The 21,062-nt window shown below is 40.4% G+C and carries 17 protein-coding genes; 6 read left to right on the forward strand and 11 right to left on the reverse strand.

The window, feature by feature from the left end:
• Window positions 1-103 precede the first annotated feature (103 nt).
• Complete coding sequence (locus VGE44_RS05835) at window positions 104-1,432, forward strand: IS4 family transposase (RefSeq protein ID WP_331076871.1); 1,329 nt, start codon at window positions 104-106, stop codon at window positions 1,430-1,432.
• Between the two features lie 170 nt (window positions 1,433-1,602).
• Here VGE44_RS05835 and VGE44_RS05840 read toward each other — a convergent pair whose 3' ends face one another.
• The 4 genes from VGE44_RS05840 to VGE44_RS05855 form a co-directional block, all read right to left on the reverse strand.
• Window positions 1,603-3,024: a Gfo/Idh/MocA family protein gene (locus VGE44_RS05840; RefSeq protein WP_331076873.1), complete on the reverse strand. Its 1,422-nt coding sequence runs from the start codon at window positions 3,022-3,024 to the stop codon at window positions 1,603-1,605.
• A gap of 128 nt (window positions 3,025-3,152) precedes the next feature.
• Window positions 3,153-4,271, reverse strand: a complete 1,119-nt coding sequence (locus tag VGE44_RS05845; RefSeq protein WP_331076875.1) for an amidohydrolase family protein — start codon at window positions 4,269-4,271, stop codon at window positions 3,153-3,155.
• 17 nt (window positions 4,272-4,288) lie between these two features.
• Window positions 4,289-5,527 (reverse strand): hypothetical protein, encoded by a 1,239-nt coding sequence (locus tag VGE44_RS05850; RefSeq protein ID WP_331076878.1) that lies wholly within the window; start codon window positions 5,525-5,527, stop codon window positions 4,289-4,291.
• Window positions 5,528-5,540: 13 nt separating this feature from the next.
• Complete coding sequence (locus VGE44_RS05855; protein ID WP_331076880.1) at window positions 5,541-6,659, reverse strand: amidohydrolase family protein; 1,119 nt, start codon at window positions 6,657-6,659, stop codon at window positions 5,541-5,543.
• 254 nt (window positions 6,660-6,913) lie between these two features.
• Here VGE44_RS05855 and VGE44_RS05860 point away from each other — a divergent pair, with 254 nt between their 5' ends.
• Together VGE44_RS05860 and VGE44_RS05865 are read left to right on the forward strand one after the other, a co-directional pair.
• A complete protein-coding gene (locus VGE44_RS05860) occupies window positions 6,914-7,666 on the forward strand; it encodes a hypothetical protein (protein ID WP_331076882.1) in 753 nt (250 codons plus the stop codon).
• 95 nt (window positions 7,667-7,761) lie between these two features.
• Window positions 7,762-8,535: a M90 family metallopeptidase gene (locus VGE44_RS05865; protein ID WP_331076884.1), complete on the forward strand. Its 774-nt coding sequence runs from the start codon at window positions 7,762-7,764 to the stop codon at window positions 8,533-8,535.
• Between the two features lie 306 nt (window positions 8,536-8,841).
• Here VGE44_RS05865 and VGE44_RS05870 read toward each other — a convergent pair whose 3' ends face one another.
• The 7 genes from VGE44_RS05870 to VGE44_RS05900 all read right to left on the reverse strand — a co-directional run bounded on the left by VGE44_RS05870 (window position 8,842) and on the right by VGE44_RS05900 (window position 17,814).
• Entirely contained in the window at window positions 8,842-10,269 is a 1,428-nt protein-coding gene (locus VGE44_RS05870) for a TolC family protein (RefSeq protein WP_331076887.1), read from the reverse strand.
• Window positions 10,247-13,486 (reverse strand): efflux RND transporter permease subunit, encoded by a 3,240-nt coding sequence (locus VGE44_RS05875; protein ID WP_331076889.1) that lies wholly within the window; start codon window positions 13,484-13,486, stop codon window positions 10,247-10,249. The genes VGE44_RS05870 and VGE44_RS05875 overlap by 23 nt, the downstream gene beginning before the upstream one ends.
• A gap of 26 nt (window positions 13,487-13,512) precedes the next feature.
• Window positions 13,513-14,598, reverse strand: a complete 1,086-nt coding sequence (locus VGE44_RS05880) for an efflux RND transporter periplasmic adaptor subunit (RefSeq protein ID WP_331076891.1) — start codon at window positions 14,596-14,598, stop codon at window positions 13,513-13,515.
• A 112-nt stretch (window positions 14,599-14,710) separates the two neighbouring features.
• Window positions 14,711-15,127: a hypothetical protein gene (locus tag VGE44_RS05885; RefSeq protein ID WP_331076893.1), complete on the reverse strand. Its 417-nt coding sequence runs from the start codon at window positions 15,125-15,127 to the stop codon at window positions 14,711-14,713.
• A 287-nt stretch (window positions 15,128-15,414) separates the two neighbouring features.
• On the reverse strand, window positions 15,415-16,083 hold the full coding sequence (locus VGE44_RS05890) for a hypothetical protein (protein WP_331076894.1): 669 nt from the start codon (window positions 16,081-16,083) through the stop codon (window positions 15,415-15,417).
• Between the two features lie 233 nt (window positions 16,084-16,316).
• Complete coding sequence (locus VGE44_RS05895) at window positions 16,317-16,904, reverse strand: hypothetical protein (protein WP_331076896.1); 588 nt, start codon at window positions 16,902-16,904, stop codon at window positions 16,317-16,319.
• Window positions 16,905-16,971: 67 nt separating this feature from the next.
• Complete coding sequence (locus VGE44_RS05900; RefSeq protein ID WP_331076898.1) at window positions 16,972-17,814, reverse strand: hypothetical protein; 843 nt, start codon at window positions 17,812-17,814, stop codon at window positions 16,972-16,974.
• 381 nt (window positions 17,815-18,195) lie between these two features.
• Between VGE44_RS05900 and VGE44_RS05905 the strand changes: the two genes are divergently transcribed.
• The 3 genes from VGE44_RS05905 (at window position 18,196) to VGE44_RS05915 (ending at window position 20,573) form a co-directional block, all read left to right on the forward strand.
• Window positions 18,196-18,840: a DUF6266 family protein gene (locus tag VGE44_RS05905; RefSeq protein ID WP_331076901.1), complete on the forward strand. Its 645-nt coding sequence runs from the start codon at window positions 18,196-18,198 to the stop codon at window positions 18,838-18,840.
• Between the two features lie 12 nt (window positions 18,841-18,852).
• Entirely contained in the window at window positions 18,853-19,218 is a 366-nt protein-coding gene (locus VGE44_RS05910; protein ID WP_331076903.1) for a hypothetical protein, read from the forward strand.
• A 137-nt stretch (window positions 19,219-19,355) separates the two neighbouring features.
• Window positions 19,356-20,573, forward strand: a complete 1,218-nt coding sequence (locus VGE44_RS05915) for a right-handed parallel beta-helix repeat-containing protein (protein ID WP_331076905.1) — start codon at window positions 19,356-19,358, stop codon at window positions 20,571-20,573.
• The last annotated feature ends 489 nt before the right edge of the window (window positions 20,574-21,062 follow it).

Below are 21,062 nucleotides of genomic sequence, written 5' to 3' on the forward strand. Positions count from 1 at the left end.
GGCAATGTCATTAAGTTAAGGACAAGGCATAAAAAAAGCCATAAAGAAGTTTGCAGTAAGTAGTTTTGAATTATCTAGAAACGAAACACTAACCGCAATCCTTATGGCCGATGTAAAAGTAGCAGTAAAAATTTTATCTGAGTTAAAAAGTTTTGTTATGCAGGTCGCTAGTCAGGAAGTTGTTCTTGACTGTTTCCGGAGGTCTAACAGGGATTTTACTAGAAACCGTAAGCTTCCTTTTGACCGTTTGGTTTTACTGATAGCAAAGCTGTGCAAGAAGACTTTAAGTATCGAGCTAGAGCAGTTTTTTAAGGAATTGGGACTGGAAAATGGGTGTTCGGTGAGTGCTTTTACGCAACAGCGAATCAAGCTCAAAGCCTCCTTTTTTCACTGGTGGAACCAGGTTCTGTGGCAGAGTTATTATCATTATAGTGGAGAAAGCACTAAGCGGTGGAAGGGCTTAAGAGTTATTGCTGTAGACGGCTCTAATATCAGTTTATTGAATACGCCTGCTTTAACCAAACACTTTGGTGGTCAATCCAATAGCCATGGTAATTTTACCCAGGCTAAAACATTTTACTATTATGACGTGCTGAATGAACTAGTTCTTTATCCTCGGATCGAACCCTACCGTTATGGAGAGGTTCAGATGGCCTATGAGGGCATCAGTCAGCTTTCTGCGGATATGTTGGTGATTTATGACCGTTATTTCTGTAGTTATAAGATGTTCGCACTACACCTTTGGGCTGAACAGCCGATTCCTTTTATTATTCGGGGGAATGAGAATCAGAGAATGGTTAAGGAATTCATAACCAGCGGAAAACGTTCTGAGATCGTGCAGCTTGCTCCTACTTGTCCCGCTATTGCCAGTTTAAAGAAAAGCGGTTTTATAATCACACCGAAAACCCTCCTGGAGGTCAGGCTAATCCGGGTAGAGCTAGAAAAAACAGTTGAAGTTTTAGTGACCAACCTGACTGAGGCAAACGGTTATAGTGACGACCAGTTTAAAGAACTCTATTTTCTGAGATGGGGAGTTGAAACAAATATATCAGTACAAAAGAACATCATGCAATTGGAGTCGTTCAGCGGGCTAACAGTTGAATCAGTTGAGCAAGATTTTTACGCAACGGTTTTTATGGCCAATCTTCACTCTGTACTTATAAAAGATGCTCAATCAACTGTAAACCAATTGTCTAAACACAAAAAGTACCCCATGAAAGTCAATCGAAATAAGTCCTTCGGAAAGCTAAAAACAAGCCTTGTTTCACTCTTTATTGAGCATCAACCCGAACAAATTCTCTTGATTCTGCATGGACACTTTATACGGGACACTTTACCAGTAAGGAAGAACAGAACCTTTGCCAGGATCAGGAAAAATAAGCCTGGAAGAAGTAAACACAGAACCTACTCTAACTATAAGCCGGCATGTTAATCCTTAACTTAATGACATTGCCCTTCAGGGTCGGGATTTCCGTGTTAACATATTTCTATAAACATTTGACCCATTCTGGGTCACCATAAAAAAATCCAGATGATCGCAATCATCCGGATTCAATTAAACTCATTTTCTCATCCATGAACTGGATGCCTTAAGGCTATGCCCTATATCTTCACCTTAGTATCACCACCCTTTTTCAAATCAATATCATGTGGCTCATTCTTTTGCCATGAACCGCGGGTAAAGTCAGGTACATCTACCGAATTTGAACGGTTGTTTACTGACCATTCACTCAATGGCCAAACTGCACTCCATGAAGCAGCATCATAAACATCCTGATCCAATGGTAAACCATTTCTCAGACAATCGATCAAACGCCAGTTCATTAAGAAGTCCATTCCTCCATGTCCACCCACCTTTTTAGCTAACTCGCCAACCTTTTTAACAATATTTGGAGTGTACTTTTCTTCCAATGCTTTAAACTCAGCCGCATTAACCCATCCTTCATGACTGTTAGAGATACTAGGCACGGGGTACTTCAATGCTGTTCCTTTTGTACCGCTAAGCAAGTGGATCCTTGAATAAGGACGAGGTGAGGTCACATCATGCTGAATCATAATGGTCTTGCCTTTAGTGGTACGAATAGTGGTGGTATTCATATTTCCGTTAAAGTCCTTATCGGCAAACTCCTTATAAAGATCATTTTTTGCCGCCAGTTCTTTCGCACGGGCACCCATTTGGAAATCATTGGTAGAAACAGAAACCAGATAGTCCATCCTGTCGCCACGATTAATATTCAGAGCCTGACAAACAGGGCCCAAACCATGAGTAGGATAAAGACTTCCCTTTCTGGTTGCATTTTCTCTCAAACGCCACATATTCTGATAACCTTTATCACTAAAGTTAAGGTCGATCAGATTATGAATATAAGCTCCTTCGGTATGTAAAAGCTCGCCAAAATAGCCCTGTCTCGACATATTTAAGGTAAGCAATTCAAAAAAGTCATAACAGCAGTTCTCCAGCATCATGCAATGCTTGCGGGTACGCTCTGAAGTTTCAACCAATTGCCAGCATTCCTGCATTGAAACCGCTGCCGGAACTTCAATAGTCACGTGTTTACCCTGATTCATTGCATACACTGCCATTGGAACATGCAGATGCCATGGGGTTGCGATATAAACCAGGTCGATATCCTTACGATCGCATAATTTCTTCCATTCATCCTCGCCACCTGAATAAAGTGTTGGGTTATGACTGGTACCATCGATTACTTTCCTGGCCTTCTCAACACTTGCCGGACGCAAATCACATAAAGCTTTGATCTCTGTGCCTTCAATTTTAGAAATAGCATTCAGGTGACTTGGACCACGCTGTCCCAGCCCGATAAAACCAACCCGAACAATTGGAATTTTAGGCGCTGCATAGCCACTCATATTGAAGGTTTGTACAGTGGAATGTCCATACATCGAATTCATCGGATTTGATTGCTCCGTCTCAGATGCAAAACCCTTCATTACGCCAGCTCCGGCAAGACCAAGCCCTGCCAGACTGCTTATTTTCAAAAAATCTCTACGGTTATTCTTCATTTTCTAGATATTATTTTCAACTTATCCGCTCTGGCGGTATTTATAATTATAATCAGACCTGTAATCAGGCTTTAAATATTCAGTCCCTTAAAATAGGAATAATTTATAATGTCATTACGTTTTTAATATTAAATACCCGGGAACCACTTTTCAGCATTCTTACGATAGATCTTATCAATAACTTCCTTAGGTAATTTTAAGCCCTGAATCTTTTCTTTAAAATAAGGAACACTCATTTCATCATCAGTTACAAAGTACTTCCAGTCACTTAATCTGGTTTCCTGAATATCTTTTTTAAGTTCAGCAGGATCTGAATCAGGTCCAACCCAGTCATCCGTTGCATAAATAAGTCTGTCCTGATATTTGATCATAAAATCCCTGACCTTCTGTCTCTCCTTTATCGACTGATACTCCAGATGACAGATCCGCTCGGCCATATCAACAGCCATATTCGGAAACTTGTCAAGGCGTTTTGCCAGTTCATCAACACTCCATTCCAGACTTCCGAGGTGAACACCCACGAAACGGATATTAGGATGTTTTTCAAGCATTTTATCCCGTGCATTCACCTGATCTTCATAGGATGGATATTCAGGATGCAGGAACATATGGTATTCAGGATGTTTACTGAAATAACTTTTATCTCCTGACACAGTCATCTGATCTACAGGTAGCCAGGCATTCTTCGGTTCACCCAAATGCCCTACCAAAGTCTTATTGTTCTTCTCAATAAAATCAATCACAGGGTCGAATCGCGGATCATCAATCATCACAAACTTTCCATCCTTATCCCGTAGTTCCATACCAATATTCTTCCAGACCTTTACTCCTATCGCTCCATTGTCAAATGAACCTTTCAGATAATCCAGTGTTTGTGGCAGCCATTTATCTGTTCCCCAATTAGCAACCGTAAAGGTAGTGGCCCATGCAACTTGCTCAGGATAAGCCTTAACCATCCTTACCGCTACATCCTGCTGATGCTCAACGGTGGGATAACTGGAAGGATTAACATTCAGTGCAAGAAGCCTGAAATTATCTTCTTTTGCCAGCTGAATAAAAGTGGTATCGTAAGCATTAATATGAGCATGAGTATCATACTTCTCTACTTTCCGAAAATCTTCCATGGAATAATAAGCAGTATCAGCGCTTTCTGCATCCGAAGCAGTTTTGTTTGATTGAGTACAATTCTGCATAAACAGAGCGAGCGCCAGCATACCTGCAAAGCGTGAATTTGAAAGTAATTTCATAATCAATTAAATATGGTCTAAATTTTAATAAATAATTTTTTCTTAAACATCCAGTAAAGGATCAGCCATTCAAAGAACAGAACCAATCCGCCACTTATTAATGTTGCGTAAGCCGGACCGAGAATCTGGTCAAAATTTTTGCCCAGGTGGATGAACAATGAATCATTGATCACGTTTCGCATTCCTCCATCAGCAATAACATAAGCCGCAATTGAATTTACCCCAATTACCATCAAAAAGAAGCTTCCCTTTTTGCGGTCTTTCATATCAATTAACCCATAAAACATCGCGAGGAACAAGAAGCAGATACCACCGCTAAAAATGGTCCATGCTGGTGTCCAGATACGCTTAACGATCGGATTGATACCAGCAAAATGAAGAATTATACCTAACAGGATCAGGCCAATACCATATAAAGCAAAACTATTCAGCTTTTTACGGGCTGTAACTGAAGAGTTGAGAATATTCCCTGCCAGCAGACCCAATACCATCGTACCAAGAGTAGGTATAAAACTCAAAGTTGAATAACCACCACTATTGAATTGAAAGGGACTCTCACGTGGAAAAAGATTCATAAACCATTGGTCGAATGCCCATGCGAAATTGGTATTCTTATTCCAGTGTGCTGCAAAGCCACTTAAATTATGCTCCCAGTTCGCAGTGACACCGGCTGCTGTATAATTGAAGTCAGCTCCCGGAAGCGGATAAAGCGCAAAAGCGAGCCAATAGGCAACTAAAATAAATACCAGAATTCCAATCTGTATTCTTTGGGAGTACAAGGATATCAAAACCAGAAAAGTATAGCCCAAACCAATTTGGGTTAAAGTATCCTCAAATGTCCAGTAGGTTTGTTCAGAGTGCATGGACCGCAGAAATATCCCAAGGAATATAAGAATGAAGGAACGCTTGATCGTATGACCAAGTATATTACCAAAGCTTGCTCCTTTATTCTTCCTGCTTGCTATTGAATAAGGCAAAACCACCCCTACCAGGAAAGTGAAAGATGGCTGGATCATATCATGCAAGCTCAGCCATGTCCATGGAACATGAGATTGATTGAAGCCTATGAATTGCCAGAATGTGCTATCGGGCAATGCTTTTGCCACATCCTGAAGAGAAAGTACTTCGGCCATCATCAATAGCATTACAAAACCGCGGTAAACATCTACAGATGCTACACGATTTTGAGGCAATGCAGGATTTATTGCCGCTCCTGTTGCTTTAATGTGTTCATCGGATTTTTCTGTTTCTTTCATTATACAATTGTTTTTAGTCACGCATGTGCGGGGTTCCGGCCGACAGCCAGTCCTTGGCATTTTTATAATATATTTTATCGATTACATCTGCAGGTAATTTTAGTCCACGGAGCTCCCCAAATCCGGCTAAGCTGATCGCATCATCAGTAACAAAGAAAATCCAGTCACGCAGCCAGGCATCATGAATAGTTTTAGATAATGCGGCCGCATCATTAGCCGGATTAATCGCCTTATCGGTACCATAAACCAACCTGTCCTGATATTTAATAAAAAAATTACGGGTTTTTTGCCTATCATTCAATGTATGCAATTGTAAATTAGTGATTCTCGACAGATCAACACGCATATTCGGAAAGCGGTCGAGTCGTTTGGCTAATTCATCGAGACTCCATTCCAGACTTCCCAAATGAGCCCCTACAAATTTCAGATCCGGATACTTTGCAAGCAGATTATCCCTTGCCTGAATATGATCTTCATAAGATGGATACTCCGGATGTAAATACATATGGTATTCGGGATGAGAACCATAGTAGGACTTACTAAAAATCATTTTATCCAAAGGAAGCCAGCAATCCCTTGGTTCGCCATTATGCCCGATCAATGGGATACCGTTTTGTACAAGAAATTTGAATATAGGTGCAAGCCTTGGATCATCAAGCATCACAAATTTCCCCTTTTCATCACGGAGATCCATACCAATGTTTTTCCAGATCTTAACCGCCCGGGCTCCCTTTGAAAGGGATTGTTTCAAGTCCCTGATCGTATTTTCAGCCCAGCCCTTATTGTTAAAACCCTTTACCGAAAAGGTGGTTGCCACTTCCATTTGCTTTGGAAAATCATTCAAATGCAGAAAAGCAAATTTCTGCTGCACAGTCCAGGGCAACCCAAAAGGCCGGTCATCAACGATATCCAGAAACTGAAAATTATCCTCCTGAGCAAGTCTAATAAATGTGCTCTCATCCGTATTAATGTGGATGTGGGTATCGAACTTTTTAACTGATTTAAAATCCTCAATGCTGTAATAGCGTTCTTGCTTAAACTTAACAGGTTCTGTTGAAATTATGAAAGCATTTCCTGCTCTATATGGAGCTATTAGTGCAGTCAATACCAGCAGGACAGATATAATATTCATTTATCGCTTATTCGATTAAGAGTTTGAGTTCTTTAAATTAAATAAAACATTCGGAATTCAAGCTTTTTGATTCTATTCTGGGAATGGGAACCCAAAGGCTATCGGATAGGAATTTGTTCTATAAGTCATATTACAATTGACAAATCGACAACCCAATAGCTATCGGGTCTCTCATCGACAAATCAATTGCTAATTAACCATTCTACGATATTGTTTCTATATTTATTGATATCAGACTCATAGAAACTCAATTAATGTTGAAGAATAAATTAACATCTGCGCTCCTGATTTTGTTCTTAATCACTATTATTTTTCCCGCAAATGCCCAGAGCATCCCTACCTCTGGGGATACCCTTAAACTGAAAAAAAAGACAGGCAAACTCAGCATCACCAATCTGTTTAATACAGGAAGTATGTATTACTTTACCGGTGTTGTTTCAAATAATAAACCTTCATTCGACACTAAGTTTGTGTATGATAACCTTAGACAAAACTGGGGGGTCCTGTTTTTCAAATCCTTTGATCTTGTAGACCGTAATGATGCCATTAATTACGCGCTGATTGTTCTCAACAAACGCTATTTCATTGGCTCCAGGATAATGATCAGTCCGCAGGCCGGGGCCCAGCTAAACCAGATTGGCACAATCGCCGGACCCGGTACAGATTTCTTAACCAATCTGAGCATCAGTTATAGATTTGCAAAGCAATTGACCATCAGTAATGATGCAGTAATGCAGAATCTGGTACTTACGCACCGGGCTAACTGGACAAACAGAATGAAGCTTCAGTACCAAAAAAAGAGCTTTATTTTGGCTGCAAATGTGTGGCACCGTAACCGCATTTTCAATAACCCGGGCTATTTAGCTGCCGGAAGCTTTTTGTCTTATAGCGGGATAAAACTGAATTCAACCATGAACCTTGTCATGACATTTTCCCAGATCAAAATTCTGAATGCCGATACACCCAGAAAAAACGGGATGATGCTTTCGGTCGGTATGGGTTTTTGACATTGACATATTACCCCTTTTTATGCAAAGGAATATTAATTCAAGTATTCCGTTTAGCAATTAAAATATAATTAATCCTTAGTACAATAAATAAGATGATATATTTCATTATCCTGATTCTGGCAATTTTTCTGCTTATTTACTTTTCCTCTGCAAAAACAGGAGGGCGAAGGGTGAAATCACCTGAAGGATCTTATAAAAAGCTTTTAAGTGAAGAAGTTGTATTCTACCAAAACCTAAACAATACCGAAAAAATCAATTTTGAAAAAAGAGTGACGGATTTTTTGGAGGAAACACATATCGAAGGTATTGGAACTGAAATTACCGAGCTCGATCGCGTGCTGATTGCTTCAAGTGCAATCATTCCGGTTTTTGGCTTTTCTGGCTGGAAGTATAAAAATCTTAGCAATGTGATAATGTACCCCAACGCCTTCGATAAAGAGTTTCAATTTGAAGGAAACAATAACAAAAGTATCATGGGGATGGTAGGTGGCGGGTATATGAACGGACAAATGCTTTTATCAAGAGCGGCCTTGTATCACGGATTCTCAAAATCATCAGGAAATGAAAATGTGGCAATTCACGAATTTGTTCACCTCCTAGACAAATCTGATGGCAATATAGATGGTATTCCCGAAAACCTGCAGGCACATCAATATGCAATTCCATGGCTCAAAATGATGCAGGAGGAAATGAGTAAAATTGAAAAAGGCAAATCGGATATAAATCCTTATGCGCTTACTAATGAAGCAGAGTTTCTTGCGGTGGTCTCAGAATATTTTTTTTCGAGGCCAGAAAAATTCAAAGATAATCATCCCGAATTATATGAACAGTTAAGCCTCATTTTTGGCATAGATCTCAACAAATAAACTATTAGTTTATTAAGATATTTCCTTACTGCCTTATCCTAATAATCCTTAAGTCGCCCTATGACAGTATCTAAAGAAGCCTTTAATTTATCCAAAGCACCCTTTAAGGCTTGTTCAATAGTATCAGCATTTTCTGAGACTGCAATTGGTTACCTTCCTTCTAATCGGGCCTCAATTATGCAGCGATGAGATTAAATAAATAAAAATTAAGCCCGATCCATTCGTATCAGGCTTAATTTTTAAGGTAAACTCAGATTATTTGAAAGAAAAATCAACTATGAAATCTGTTTAATTTTCAAATCGATTTTAATTCCATCCTCCCCCCAAAGCCTTATAAACATTTACTTTGGCATTCAACTGCTTCATTTTAATTTCGATCTGCTGCATCCTTGATTCAAGTGCTTCCTTTTGAGTTAACAATACCTCCATGTAATCCGCCCTTGCAGAATAAAAGAGATTATTTGATATCGTAATCGATTGTGTGAGTATTTCAACTTCCTTCGATTTTGTTTCATAACTCTTAGCAAAGTTCCCGATCCTTGAAAGCTGGTTCACCACTTCGATATGCGCATTCAAAATCGACCGCTCGTAATTATAAACTGCCTGTATCTGCTGCAGGTTTGCATTGAAATAGGTAGCCTTAATCGCATTCTTGTTAATTAACGGTGCAACCATATCCCCTGCTAAATTGTAAAGGATTGATTCAGGTTTAACAAGGTAAGCTGGATTGAATGCACGGAAACCTACTCCTGCAGTTAGCCTGAATGAGGGATAGAAATTTGCTTTTGCAACCTGAACATCAATTTTTGCAGCAGCTAATTCCAGCTCAGCCTGGCGTATATCCGGGCGGTTCACCAACAGTTGTGATGGAATACCACTTTGGATTATATCCAGCGGACTGTTATTAAAGTCTGCTGAATTCCTTGCAATGGGCTGCGGAAAACGACCGGCCAGGAAGTTGATCCTGTTCTCTGTTTCAATGATCTTTTGCTGAATTTCATACTGCAAATTAATTGTATTGAGCAGTTGCGCATCAAACCTGTTGACAGCCAGCTGGGTAACTTTAGCCGCGTCCTTCTGAAGCTTCACCACCTTAAGGGCATTGGTTTGCAATTCGATGTTCTGCTGAATAATGGCCATCAAATTATCGAGTGCCAATAGCTCATAATAGGATTCAGTAATTTCTGCAATGATGTTTGTCACCATAAAGTTTTTCCCTTCGGTGGTAGACAAATATTTCAGCACTGCAGATTTTTTTGCATTCCGGAGTTTATTCCAAACATCCAGCTCCCAGGAGAAGTTAGCACCTGCAAAGAAATCACCAATGTATTCATGCTCTTTATCGGGATTATGTTTCCAATCTTCCTCCGAAACTCCATCCCAGGTATATTTACCAGCTTTGTCAATGCCGGCGCCAATACCCAGATTCACAAATGGCAGGTATTCACCTTTACGGGTCATAATTTCATTCTTGCTCATCTCAATTTCCTGCAGGGTAATGTTCAGTTCCTGATTGTTACGCAAAGCTGTATCAATAAGCGCATGCAGATTAGGATCGCTGAAGTATGCTCTCCACTTAATGCTTGTGGAGTTCAGTGTATCCTGCGAATTGTGAAAAGCCTTAGGAACGGATTTACTTTCCTCTTTCCCGCTGATAACCGGTACTTTACAGGCACCAAGCCCTGCGAAACAGAAAAGAAGAATCAGGTATTTAACTGTTATTATCTTTTTCATTTTTATTTATGATTCGTTTGATAATTTTTTTGATTCGGTTAGTCAGAGCACTTTCAGATCCGCTTTCCACAAATTGTTCACTCAGCGGATTCTCATCTTCATCTTTAATGAGATGTCTGCCTTCCTGCATTCTACCAAAAATGTAGTAAAGACCAGGCACCACAATAACTCCGAAAACAGTACCGAACAACATTCCTCCCAAAGCTGATGCACCAATGGTATGATTACCTACTGCACCCGGACCTGTTGCAATTACCAGCGGAATTAAGCCCGCAATAAATGCAAATGAGGTCATTAAGATCGGACGGAAACGGGCTCTTGCACCTTCAATTGCAGCATCCATAACAGATGCTCCCTTGTTGTGTTTCTGAACAGCAAACTCCACGATCAACACCGCATTTTTACCCAGCAAACCAACCAGCATGATAAGCCCCACCTGTGCATACACATCATTCGCTAAACCCATTACTTTTAACAAGAGGAAGGATCCGAAGATTCCCGGAGGAATAGAAAGTAAAACTGCAAGGGGTAGAAAGAAGCTTTCATATTGTGCAGCAAGGATCAGATACACAATGAAGAGCACAACTATGAAAATGTATAATGCTTCGTTTCCTCTTCTTGCCTCATCATAAGAAAGGCCTTCCCAGGCAATGTCATAACCATGTGGCAGCGTTTCTTTTGCAACTTCTTTAATTGCTTCAATTGCATCACCTGAAGAGTAACCCTTCGCTGGCATACCATTGATCAATGATGAGATGTAAAGATTGTAACGTGCAATTTCATTTGGTCCCTGGGTCTTTTTTATTTTCATAAAAGCAGAGTAAGGAACCATTTCATCACGGTTATTTTTAATGAACATGTTCAGAATGTCGGATGGTTGTTTCCTGAACTCCGGACCAGCCTGAGTGTACACCTTGTAATAGTTATTAAAGCGAATAAAGCCCTGCTCATAGGTACTTCCAATCATAATGTTCAGGTTTTCCATCGCTGCACCCACTGAAACCCCTTTTTGCACAGCCAGGGCATTATCTACAAATATTTCATACTGCGGATACTTGGCCGAGTAAAAACTAAACAAGCCTTCCAGCTCCTTTCTTTTTCTCAGTGCTGCAAGAAAATCTGCATTCACCCTGTCAAACTCCTGGTAATCCACATCACTGCCCTTATCCAGTAATCGCACAGAGAAACCATCCGAGGTACCATAGCCTGGAACAGCAGGAGGTTCAAAGTATTCGATATTTGCAGGAAGGTCTTTAGTCTTTTCTTCCAGCTCTTCTACAATTTCTTTCACCGAATGTTCCCGTTCAGACCAGTCTTTAAGGTTGATCAAACAGGTACCGGCATTTGAACCCCGGCCTTCAGTAAGAATTTCATAACCCGCAAGCGAAGTAACCGAAGAAACGCCTTCTACCTCTTTAGCTAAATGTTGAAGTTTCCTTGAGATTTCATTCGTCCGCTCAAGAGTAGTTCCCGGAGGGGTTTGGATAATCGCATAAACCTGTCCCTGATCTTCACTCGGAATAAAGCCGGCAGGAAGGATCTTGTTTATCCCCGCAATACCAAATCCAAAAGCAATTAAAATCCCATAGGTAATAACTCTCCGGTTTACAATGAGGGTAAGAAACTTTGTGTATTTACCCGTAACACGCTCAAAGGATCTGTTAAACCAATCGATAAACATATTGACAGGTGTTTTCCGTTTTGGTTTCCCATGTGTATTTTTCAAAAGAATGGCACAAAGCACCGGTGTAAGGGTAAGCGCCACAAAACCTGAAATAACAATAGCCCCTGCCATCGTAAGTGAGAACTGACGGTATAACACCCCAACCGGTCCGGTCATAAATGCAACCGGAACAAATACCGAAGTCATAACCAGGGTAATGGCAATGATGGCACCACTGATTTCACCTACAACTTTCTTTACTGCCGGAAATGGAGCCAGGTGCTCCTCTTCCATCTTCACATGCACTGCTTCCACAACCACAATCGCATTATCAACCACAATACCAATAGCCAGTACTAATGCAAATAAGGTAATGAGGTTAATACTCAGGCCAAAGTATTGCATGAAAATAAAGGCCCCGATCAGGGATACAGGAACTGCCAGAATGGGAATAAGGGTAGAACGCCAGTCGCCAAGGAAGATAAATACAACCAAAGCCACTAAAATAAATGCTTCAATTAAAGTGTGTAATACTTTCTCAATAGAGGCATCTACAAACTTTGATACGTCGTAGTTAATTTCATAATCTATACCCGGAGGGAAATCTTTTTTTAATTCCTCCAGTTTTATCTTGATTTCATCTATGACCGTACTTGCATTACTGCCAGGATTTTGCTTCAATACAAGAGAAGCTGAAGGGCTACCATCTTTATTGGAATAAATATCGACGAATTCACTACCTACTTCAACTTCACCAATGTCTTTCAGCTTTAAAATCTCACCATTCGCGTTTGCCCTGATCACAATATCCTGATATTGCTCAGGCTTATTGTACCAGCCTTTGTAAGTGAAAACGTATTCCTGAGACTGCGCTGTTTTTCCGGAGCTTAGTCCAACCCTGCCGGGACGTGCCAATACACTTTGTTCATCAATAGCCTCTAATACTTCTTCGGCAGAAACTTTGTATGCCCGCATCCTTTCAGGATTTAACCATACCCGTATCGCAAATGAACGGCTACCAATTGCCTGTGCAAGACCCATACCCTTTATCCTTTGAAGTTCAGGCAGGATATAAGTGTTTGCATAGTTGAATAAAAACTTTTCATCAATGCCTTTATCCTTACTATACAAGTTTAAATACATCAACATACTCGGTTGCAAAGGAGAAATGATTACACCCTCTCTTTGAACCAATGGAGGAAGATTGGTCATTACCTGATCCACTCTTGATTTTACTCTCACTGCTGCCAGTGTAGGATCAGTACCGGGTTCAAATATCACCTGAAGACTTGCTTCACCTGCGCTTGTTGCATCAGAAAGTATGTATTGCATTCCCTGCACACCATTGATTGCACGCTCAAGAATAGTAAGCGTTGATTTTACGAGAACGTCGGCATTAGAGCCGGGAAACTCAATGAAGATATTTACCCTTGGTGGCGCTATTTCCGGAAATTGTGCTACCGGCGAGGTTTTGATAGCCAATAATCCCAGGAAGACTATTGCCACGGATAAGGCAATAGCAAGAACCGGTCTTTTTATAAATTTATCAAACATGATTTTTAAATTTTTTGGTTCTTAATCTATTCAGCATGTAAATTATTGAGCTCGCTTAGTTCTTTCGCAAAAGAGACAAACTCATAATCTATCTTCGCGTTATTCTTCACTTTGCCTAAACCTTCTGCTAGAATTTTATCATTTGCATTAAGACCGGAAGCGACCACGTAGAGGTGAGGTAATTCCTGGGCAATTATGATTTGTTTTGCCTTCAGCACCTTGTTATTGTCGACAACGTAGACGTACTTTTTATCAAGCACATCAAAAGTTGCCCTTTGCGGAATAATGATTGCGTTTTTGAGATTGATAGGCATGAGTATATTTCCGGTTCCGCCATGACGGAGTATGCCCTTCGGATTAGGAAATGTTGCCCTGAAAGCAATATTTCCAGTTTCATTATTAAAGTCAGCTTCAATGGTTTCTACTACACCCGGAACATCAAACTGTTCATTATTGGCCATTTTAAGGAGTACATTTTTTGCACTTTCAGATTTTGCTTTTTTAACATAATCAAGATATTCAGCCTCCGGAACGTTGAAATAAACCCACATCCGGCTATTGTCTGAAAGGGTAGTAAGCAATTCACCTTCTTCAATAAGACTTCCAATACGTGTTTGAAAACGGTCCATGATGCCATCGAAAGGAGCCCGGATCTCAGTGAAGCCTAAATGAGCTTCAGCCAGGGCCAGCTCAGCCTTAGCTTTGTCGAGTGTGGCTTTTGCAAGTGCCAGTTCATTGGGCGATACCACATTATTGTCGGCGAGGCTTTTAGTATTTTTATATTCGATCTCAGCAAAATTCATCTCTGCTTTTGCTTTCGCCACTTCGGCCTGGTAAATAAGCGGCATGATCTTGAACATCAGCTGCCCTTTCTTTAAAAATTGTCCCTCGTCAACAAAGATTTGCTGAAGAAAGCCCCTTTCCTGGGATCTGATTTCAATGTGATTAATAGATTGGATCTGACTTACATACTCTTTATAAATAAAAGTATCCCTTTGAACAGGACTGGTCACCAGAAACTTAGATTCCATTTCCTTTTTATGCTCCTGGGTTGTGCAGCTTGAATAAATTAATAGTGATAACAAACAATTGAGAATGAATATCCTCTTCATAATAATTTTGATTTAAGTTAAATAACAGGAAGATCCAGCCAGCGGACCGAACGAATAAACAAGCTTTCTGCTTGGGATAAGCCACACAGAAGAAATTTGAGAAATTATTTAATTAGGAGAGAAAGGTGCGCCAGGCGTGGTAAAGTATAAAAAGAGGGACTTTAGCCTGTTTATGGTTTATGTTTAAAACCGATAGAAACGAATCTGATCTGAATGAATTGCTGTATGCCGGTTCAAATGAACAGGTCCAGTAGAGTTTATTTTCATCTTCTTCCTTATCCTCATTCAGCCAGTCCTTATGTGCCGTTTCAAAAGGCAGATGGGACGGGGTATGGATCGTACTGGATGAGAAATCTGTTTGATGAACCGAAGCGATATTCAGGAACCTGTTTTCATTGGCCCTGGTCAGAGAAGTCTGTCCAAAGAAGCAAAAAAGCGCAAGAAAAGCAATTATGCCGTACTTCAAACTTGTACCCAGGGACAAATGAAAATGACTATAGACTTTAAAATTCTTGCTTTTCGTAAACATTCCAGTCGGTGAAAATACAAACTGAATTTAACATCCAAAAATAAGTTGTTGAATTTTAGGTGAATGCATGAATTTTTTTACAAAAAATCTTCAGGAGACTGATCAAAGCACACTGATACAGTGATTTATCAATTGCATTTAATGCGAATAAATGTTTGGCAGCTAATATTATCCTTCAGAGCATAAGGAATCCGAACCAAATGAATCTGATTTAATCAAAATCATTAAATACCTTTAATCTATTCGAACTTTATCAAGCTTAGGGAAGTCATGGTCGCGATGATTCCTTAATAAAGAACTTCATTTTCTTTATACTCATGTATGAGTTTAAAGAGTCTTTCATTTTTGAAAACCAGTCTGACAGAAGATGACCCTCCTATTCCGGGTTTGACATCCATAGAAAAAGAAAAAGCCCATTCATCATAGTTTACCATATCCGGGTCAAAAGGTTTCGACAAAGTCTTTTCAGGTAAAATGATCTGGTAGTCACTGTATTCTTGTATTTGGTAAATAGCTAACAGCTTATCGTAAATTTTGGCAACAGGGTCATTATTATGGATGGCAAATGTATCGGGCACATCCAATGGCCATTTGGAAACCACTGCGGGCATAGCACCTCCTGCAGCGATTAAGCTTACTTTATCCCCGGAAAATTCAATAATGGCACGCTCGGTACGGCCAGTTTTACTGCTCAAAGTAACAGCATTATAAAAATCTAAATGCTGTTGTATTTCCTCAGGTCTTGAAAAAGCTTGCCGGTAAACTATCGAAACCTGACCAAAACCCTTTTCAGGACCTATTTGCTGAAGCCTGGCGAAAATATCGGCTGGCGAGTCTCCTATCCGGATACCCCACTTTTCTCCTTTGGTAATGGTTTCAGTGTAGGGTGGGATATTATCCTTTTTGCAGGAAAACAACAATAAAGCCGGAATGATCAGCAGGTAAATTCTTTTCATTTCATAGATGAGTTAAGGATCAATATTAAAGTAACGTAATAGCGGGTGAAAACGCTACAGCTAAAGGCAAGTTTAGTCGAATAATCCAGGTAAATAGCATATTACAGTATCCCTGGAAAAAAGTCTTTTCACTATTATCAATTCTTAAAATGACCGCTGGAATAATATCATTTGAAACCCTGAATAAATTTACTCTGGTATTTATCAGGGCAGGGTGTGATTCACAATCCTGTTTAGTTTAACTTTTGCGCAATCTGTGCAACCGGAATACTGTTTGCAAGTTTCACAATATCATCGCTGTAATTCTCAGTTTTAAGAGTGATCAGCGTAGAGCCCAAAGGAATCTGAATATCATAAGTAAGTTTCTCATTATCAGAACCCTTCTGAATCAAAGCTTTATAACCGTCAATTTTAACTACTGTTCTGTCGCCGTTAGAACCGGTTCCAATAAATGGAATAGAAAGGATTGCATTTACAGACCCAATCAGGGGTGAATTACTGATAATTTCCAAAGTAGCAGATTTATCAGCTGATTGATATGTCCGATGAATAACCGCCCCTGCAAAACCAGATCCGGCACTGACCTGATCCTCTGCTATTTTTGCTTCAAGATTCCCAAGGGTACCAGGTAATATTTTTAACGTTTCCTTCCCTCCCATAATGTCAAGCTCCAGCAACATTTGCTGCATCGCAAAGCGGGAGTTTTCCAGATCTCCTGAACTATAGGATTGGCGGGCCTTCTGAACATTGGCATTGAAGTCTTGCGCATTTACTGAACAAATGGAAACAAGACCTATCAGTATTAGTATTATTCTTTTCATGTTTAATATGTTAAAACCCTGTAGAAATGTTACTCTTTATTGCAAAAAGATCAATTTTTCACTGGTATTATTTTTCACCCAGGGTCTTTCTGATCTCTTCTATATTAAATTCGTTTACCGCTGCAATCATATCCTGTTCGGAAGCAAAATTAACACCCTCAAAAGCCAGTAAGGAAGATTGCCCAAGTGGAATGCTAACTTTATATCCACTATCCGCATCATATTCGATAATAGCTTTATTCCCCTTTACCATAATCTGTTTCCATTTTTGCTGACCACCAGTACTTTGACCATAAGCACCACCTACTAAAAACTGATTGACAGCCGAGAGCATAGAATTATTAGCAATGATGAACACAAATTGCTTTTTATCATTTTGGTAGGTCCGGTTAATATTTAAACCAGCCCAGCCCCAACCCGAACTGCTAACCTCATCCTGATCTGCCTGTTTAGCAATTCCGGCTACAGATTCAGGCAGGGATTTTAAAATCTTATTGCCGATCTCCATTTCAACGCCTAAAATCGCTTGTTGAACAGCATATCTGGCTGCACCATAATTCGATCCTTTGAATGCACTTTCGGCACTATTCAGATTCTCCTTAACATCCGGCGGGGTGGTTATCAGTCCACCGCCTTCAGTATTACTCATTCGATTCCTGCCCCCTGCTCCAGCGCCTGTCCGGTTAACCGAATTATTATTTCCGTTATTACCCGTAATCTCGGAGCTATTGGTGTTATTACTATTGCCTTCACCAGCACCGATAAGCTTATCGGTCTTTTGTTCAATCTTTTTATCGATCACCTTTTCTGCGGCATTTGCTGCTTTTTCCTGAAGCTTTTTCAGAAACTGTGCATTGGCAGAAGACTGATAGATAAATAGTACTCCGAAACAAATGAGTGCCTTTTTCATAATAGATTTTTTAGAAATGATCCGCTAAAATTATGAATTAAAATACAAATCTGAAATCCCACTTATTACCATTCCCCATAGAGCCAGCCGAGTCATTATTCAGGTACAGAAATTGGGTAAACAAAACTATCCCTGGAGTTTAGAATTCCTAAATCCAAAACACTTTCAAAGACTATATGAAAGTGTACCTAAGTGTTCTGGAAGTGCGGATGAATGATAGTTCAAAAATACTAAGTAAACGCATACTAAACGCTTACTAAACCCTAAGTAAACTCTAGTGTATTAGGGTTTACCAAATGTTTACTTAGTGTATTTTAAACGTTTAATTTGAATTTTTCAGGAATTCTTCCTATATTCAATAATGACATAAACTATAGCCTTATGGCAAGATTAATCAATGGCATCAACGGCCCCTTCATAGGAAAGGCAGGATCCGTGATTGGTTATACCGTGAATGGAGTAGGGTATATGAAGGGACTTTATAAAAAAAGGACCAAAAAACCCAAGGAAGGAGAGATCCTTAACCGCAAAAAATTTGCAGCTGCCCATGCCTGGCTCCTGCCTATCAAGGATTTCGTAAAGGTAGGATTCAAGGGTTATAATGAACGATTTCAGGGTTTTGCAGCAGCCAAATCATGGCTCATGAAGAATTGCATGCAGGTAACAGATGGGGAAATCCGGATTGATCCTGCTCTTGTAAAAATCAGTTCAGGAAATTTACCCCTTCCCGAAAATATACAATGCAGCTTGCAGGAGCCAGACACCTTCCGCATCAGCTGGACCCCTAATTGGGAACAGGGCTTTCGGTATGATCAGGCGATGGTATTAGCTTACCGACTGGAATTTGATCCACATGGTGAAGTTTTAAGCAGTGACAGAACTTCGGGTGAGGTACTGGTAACTGTTGACCCCTCTCCTAACCCTTATCATGTTTACCTGGCCTTTATCGCTGCCGACCGAAGCAGGCAATCGGATAGTGTGTATTTGGGGGAGTTTTTGGTTGGGGAATCCCAGGAGGTAAATTAAGATAATCCTTATATGGAAACCAAATTCCTGATAACAATTCCTGTCTTACCTTCAGCAGACATTGAACGTGATGTTAAATGGTATCGTGAAAAAATGGGAATGGAGGTTTTTAAACAGGATTCAATGTATGCTGTGCTGTACCGCCGGAACCTTGTTCTACACCTTCAATGGCATGCCAATACGGAAGACGATCCTTTATTGGGTGGCTCCGTAACCCGGATTCTGGTGAGTAATATCCATCCGCTTTTCGATGAGTTTGTCGGCAGAGGTTTGGTAAGGCCTGAAAAGTTCAGAACCAACACTGCATGGGGCACAGACGAATTCGGATTTTATGACCTGAATTCGAATGCAATATTTATCGTGGAAGATCATGATTGAACATTGCTATAAATTTCATTGCAGGCTGAATATTGAAAACCTGGTTATTGATTTTATTTGCCTTCACAATAATCAATAGGTTTAAAATACCGAATTCATTGTTTTGCCGGCCTTAATTAATTGATTATTATTATAGTATGAAAAACATACTATACCCCTTATTCAGAAATACATTTCTGATCCTATTTATAAATAGCCTGGTCTGTTCTGCTTTCGCTCAAACTACAGCTGTAATTGATGCATCTAAGTACAGTACTTTGCAGCAGGCTGTAGATGCTCTTCCGGCAAATGGCGGCATTGTCATGATTCCTCCGGGAAATTATGAGATAAGCAATCCTCTTCTGCTTAAGACAGAGAATACCCGCCTCCAGGGTTCAGGCGGTTCGACACATCTGATCAATAAAAATACTTCCGGCGAGCCGGCAATTATTGTTAGCTCGGGCAAGGGCCAATTGTTCAGACTTGAGTTAAGTGGTTTTCGCATAAGCGGTAACCCCAGGAGCGGTGATGGCATTTACATGGAAAAGGTACAGGAGTTAATGATCACTGACATGACAATCGATCATAACGGGGGACATGGAATTAACATGAAAGATTGTACTGAAAACCCAAGGATTGCAAATTGTAACCTGAACTATAATTCCAAAGCAGGTATAAACATTGACGGAGGGCATGATATTGTTGTAAGTGGAAATCAGTTTGAAGAAAACCAGGATGCACTGCGGATTAAGGATGGCTTTAACCTGACCATGACAGGGAATAATATTGATGATCATCTGCGGCACGGTATTGTAGTAGAGAATACCTACGGCTCCATTATTTCGAGTAATATGATCGAAGAGTGCCAGGGGACTGCTATTATCCTGACGGCGCCTGCTTCTCCTGCCAATCGTTTTTGTTATGGCATTACCATTAGCGCCAATGTTATTGCCCATCACTTAGGTGGTGGTATAGAGCTGAACAATGCCTGGGGATGTGCAGTCTCATCAAATACCTTTACCCTGGTTCACAATTTCTCTATTCTCGCCGGGCCTGGTACCGGAGGTATTACAATTACGGGCAATAACTTTAGTAATAGTCGTGGTAAGCTGGGTGCCCGCAATGAGAAAAACCCCTTCACGTTTGATGTAGGTTCTGGTGTAATATTAAAGGGTGCAACTGATATCACGATCTCGGGTAATTTCTTTGGCAAGCTTACTACCGAAGCCGTTAAAGCCGATGAAACAAGCAGCGGTGTCCTTGTTAGCGGCAATATGATGACCGAGCTGAACCAGGGTGCTCAGGTAGGTAAAAAAGCGATTGATTTGGGAGGTGCGAAGGATGTTTTGGTGAAGGATAATTTGGTTAGGAAGTAGGTTTAAGGATTTTTAGGTTGAGCCTTCAATTTATTTAAGGAGTCAGAAGAACCTTGCCATTGGACAATCTGTAGAGGCGCTGCGCTAAAACTGTATAACAGCTATTAAACTCATCGGATGACTCCAAGTCACTAGTGTCCGGGGAAAGTTTTTATTAAGGTTTAGCCCGGCAGCAGAATTGAAACTCTTGCCATATTTAGGAAAGAAGGTATTTTATTAATGATTGTTTATTTAAATCTCGGGTATAGGCGTATCGCTCAATAGGGCCCGCCTTTAGGCGGGTTGTAATCGGCGTGATTCAGTTCGGGCCAGTCCGAACGGAGTTCATCCGGGCGGGCTTCAGCCCCACATATAGCAGGTTAGAAAATAACGTAAACCGGTGCTTCAGCGCCGACAACATTTAATCGGGCTGAAGCCCGATGCGGGTGTTCCGGTATAAACGGATTATTTTGGGCTGAAGCCCGGAATATCCCCCTTGTTTACCCCGCT

The organism is Daejeonella sp., assembly GCF_036405355.1.
Classification (GTDB): Bacteria; Bacteroidota; Bacteroidia; order Sphingobacteriales; family Sphingobacteriaceae; genus Daejeonella.

Coding starts and splice junctions, on each gene's coding strand:
- VGE44_RS05835 (WP_331076871.1), top strand. CDS start 104: ATGGCCGATGTAAAAGTAGCAGTAAAAATTTTATCTGAGTTAAAAAGT.
- VGE44_RS05840 (WP_331076873.1), bottom strand. CDS start 3,024: ATGAAGAATAACCGTAGAGATTTTTTGAAAATAAGCAGTCTGGCAGGG.
- VGE44_RS05845 (WP_331076875.1), bottom strand. CDS start 4,271: ATGAAATTACTTTCAAATTCACGCTTTGCAGGTATGCTGGCGCTCGCT.
- VGE44_RS05850 (WP_331076878.1), bottom strand. CDS start 5,527: ATGAAAGAAACAGAAAAATCCGATGAACACATTAAAGCAACAGGAGCG.
- VGE44_RS05855 (WP_331076880.1), bottom strand. CDS start 6,659: ATGAATATTATATCTGTCCTGCTGGTATTGACTGCACTAATAGCTCCA.
- VGE44_RS05860 (WP_331076882.1), top strand. CDS start 6,914: ATGTTGAAGAATAAATTAACATCTGCGCTCCTGATTTTGTTCTTAATC.
- VGE44_RS05865 (WP_331076884.1), top strand. CDS start 7,762: ATGATATATTTCATTATCCTGATTCTGGCAATTTTTCTGCTTATTTAC.
- VGE44_RS05870 (WP_331076887.1), bottom strand. CDS start 10,269: ATGAAAAAGATAATAACAGTTAAATACCTGATTCTTCTTTTCTGTTTC.
- VGE44_RS05875 (WP_331076889.1), bottom strand. CDS start 13,486: ATGTTTGATAAATTTATAAAAAGACCGGTTCTTGCTATTGCCTTATCC.
- VGE44_RS05880 (WP_331076891.1), bottom strand. CDS start 14,598: ATGAAGAGGATATTCATTCTCAATTGTTTGTTATCACTATTAATTTAT.
- VGE44_RS05885 (WP_331076893.1), bottom strand. CDS start 15,127: ATGTTTACGAAAAGCAAGAATTTTAAAGTCTATAGTCATTTTCATTTG.
- VGE44_RS05890 (WP_331076894.1), bottom strand. CDS start 16,083: ATGAAAAGAATTTACCTGCTGATCATTCCGGCTTTATTGTTGTTTTCC.
- VGE44_RS05895 (WP_331076896.1), bottom strand. CDS start 16,904: ATGAAAAGAATAATACTAATACTGATAGGTCTTGTTTCCATTTGTTCA.
- VGE44_RS05900 (WP_331076898.1), bottom strand. CDS start 17,814: ATGAAAAAGGCACTCATTTGTTTCGGAGTACTATTTATCTATCAGTCT.
- VGE44_RS05905 (WP_331076901.1), top strand. CDS start 18,196: ATGGCAAGATTAATCAATGGCATCAACGGCCCCTTCATAGGAAAGGCA.
- VGE44_RS05910 (WP_331076903.1), top strand. CDS start 18,853: ATGGAAACCAAATTCCTGATAACAATTCCTGTCTTACCTTCAGCAGAC.
- VGE44_RS05915 (WP_331076905.1), top strand. CDS start 19,356: ATGAAAAACATACTATACCCCTTATTCAGAAATACATTTCTGATCCTA.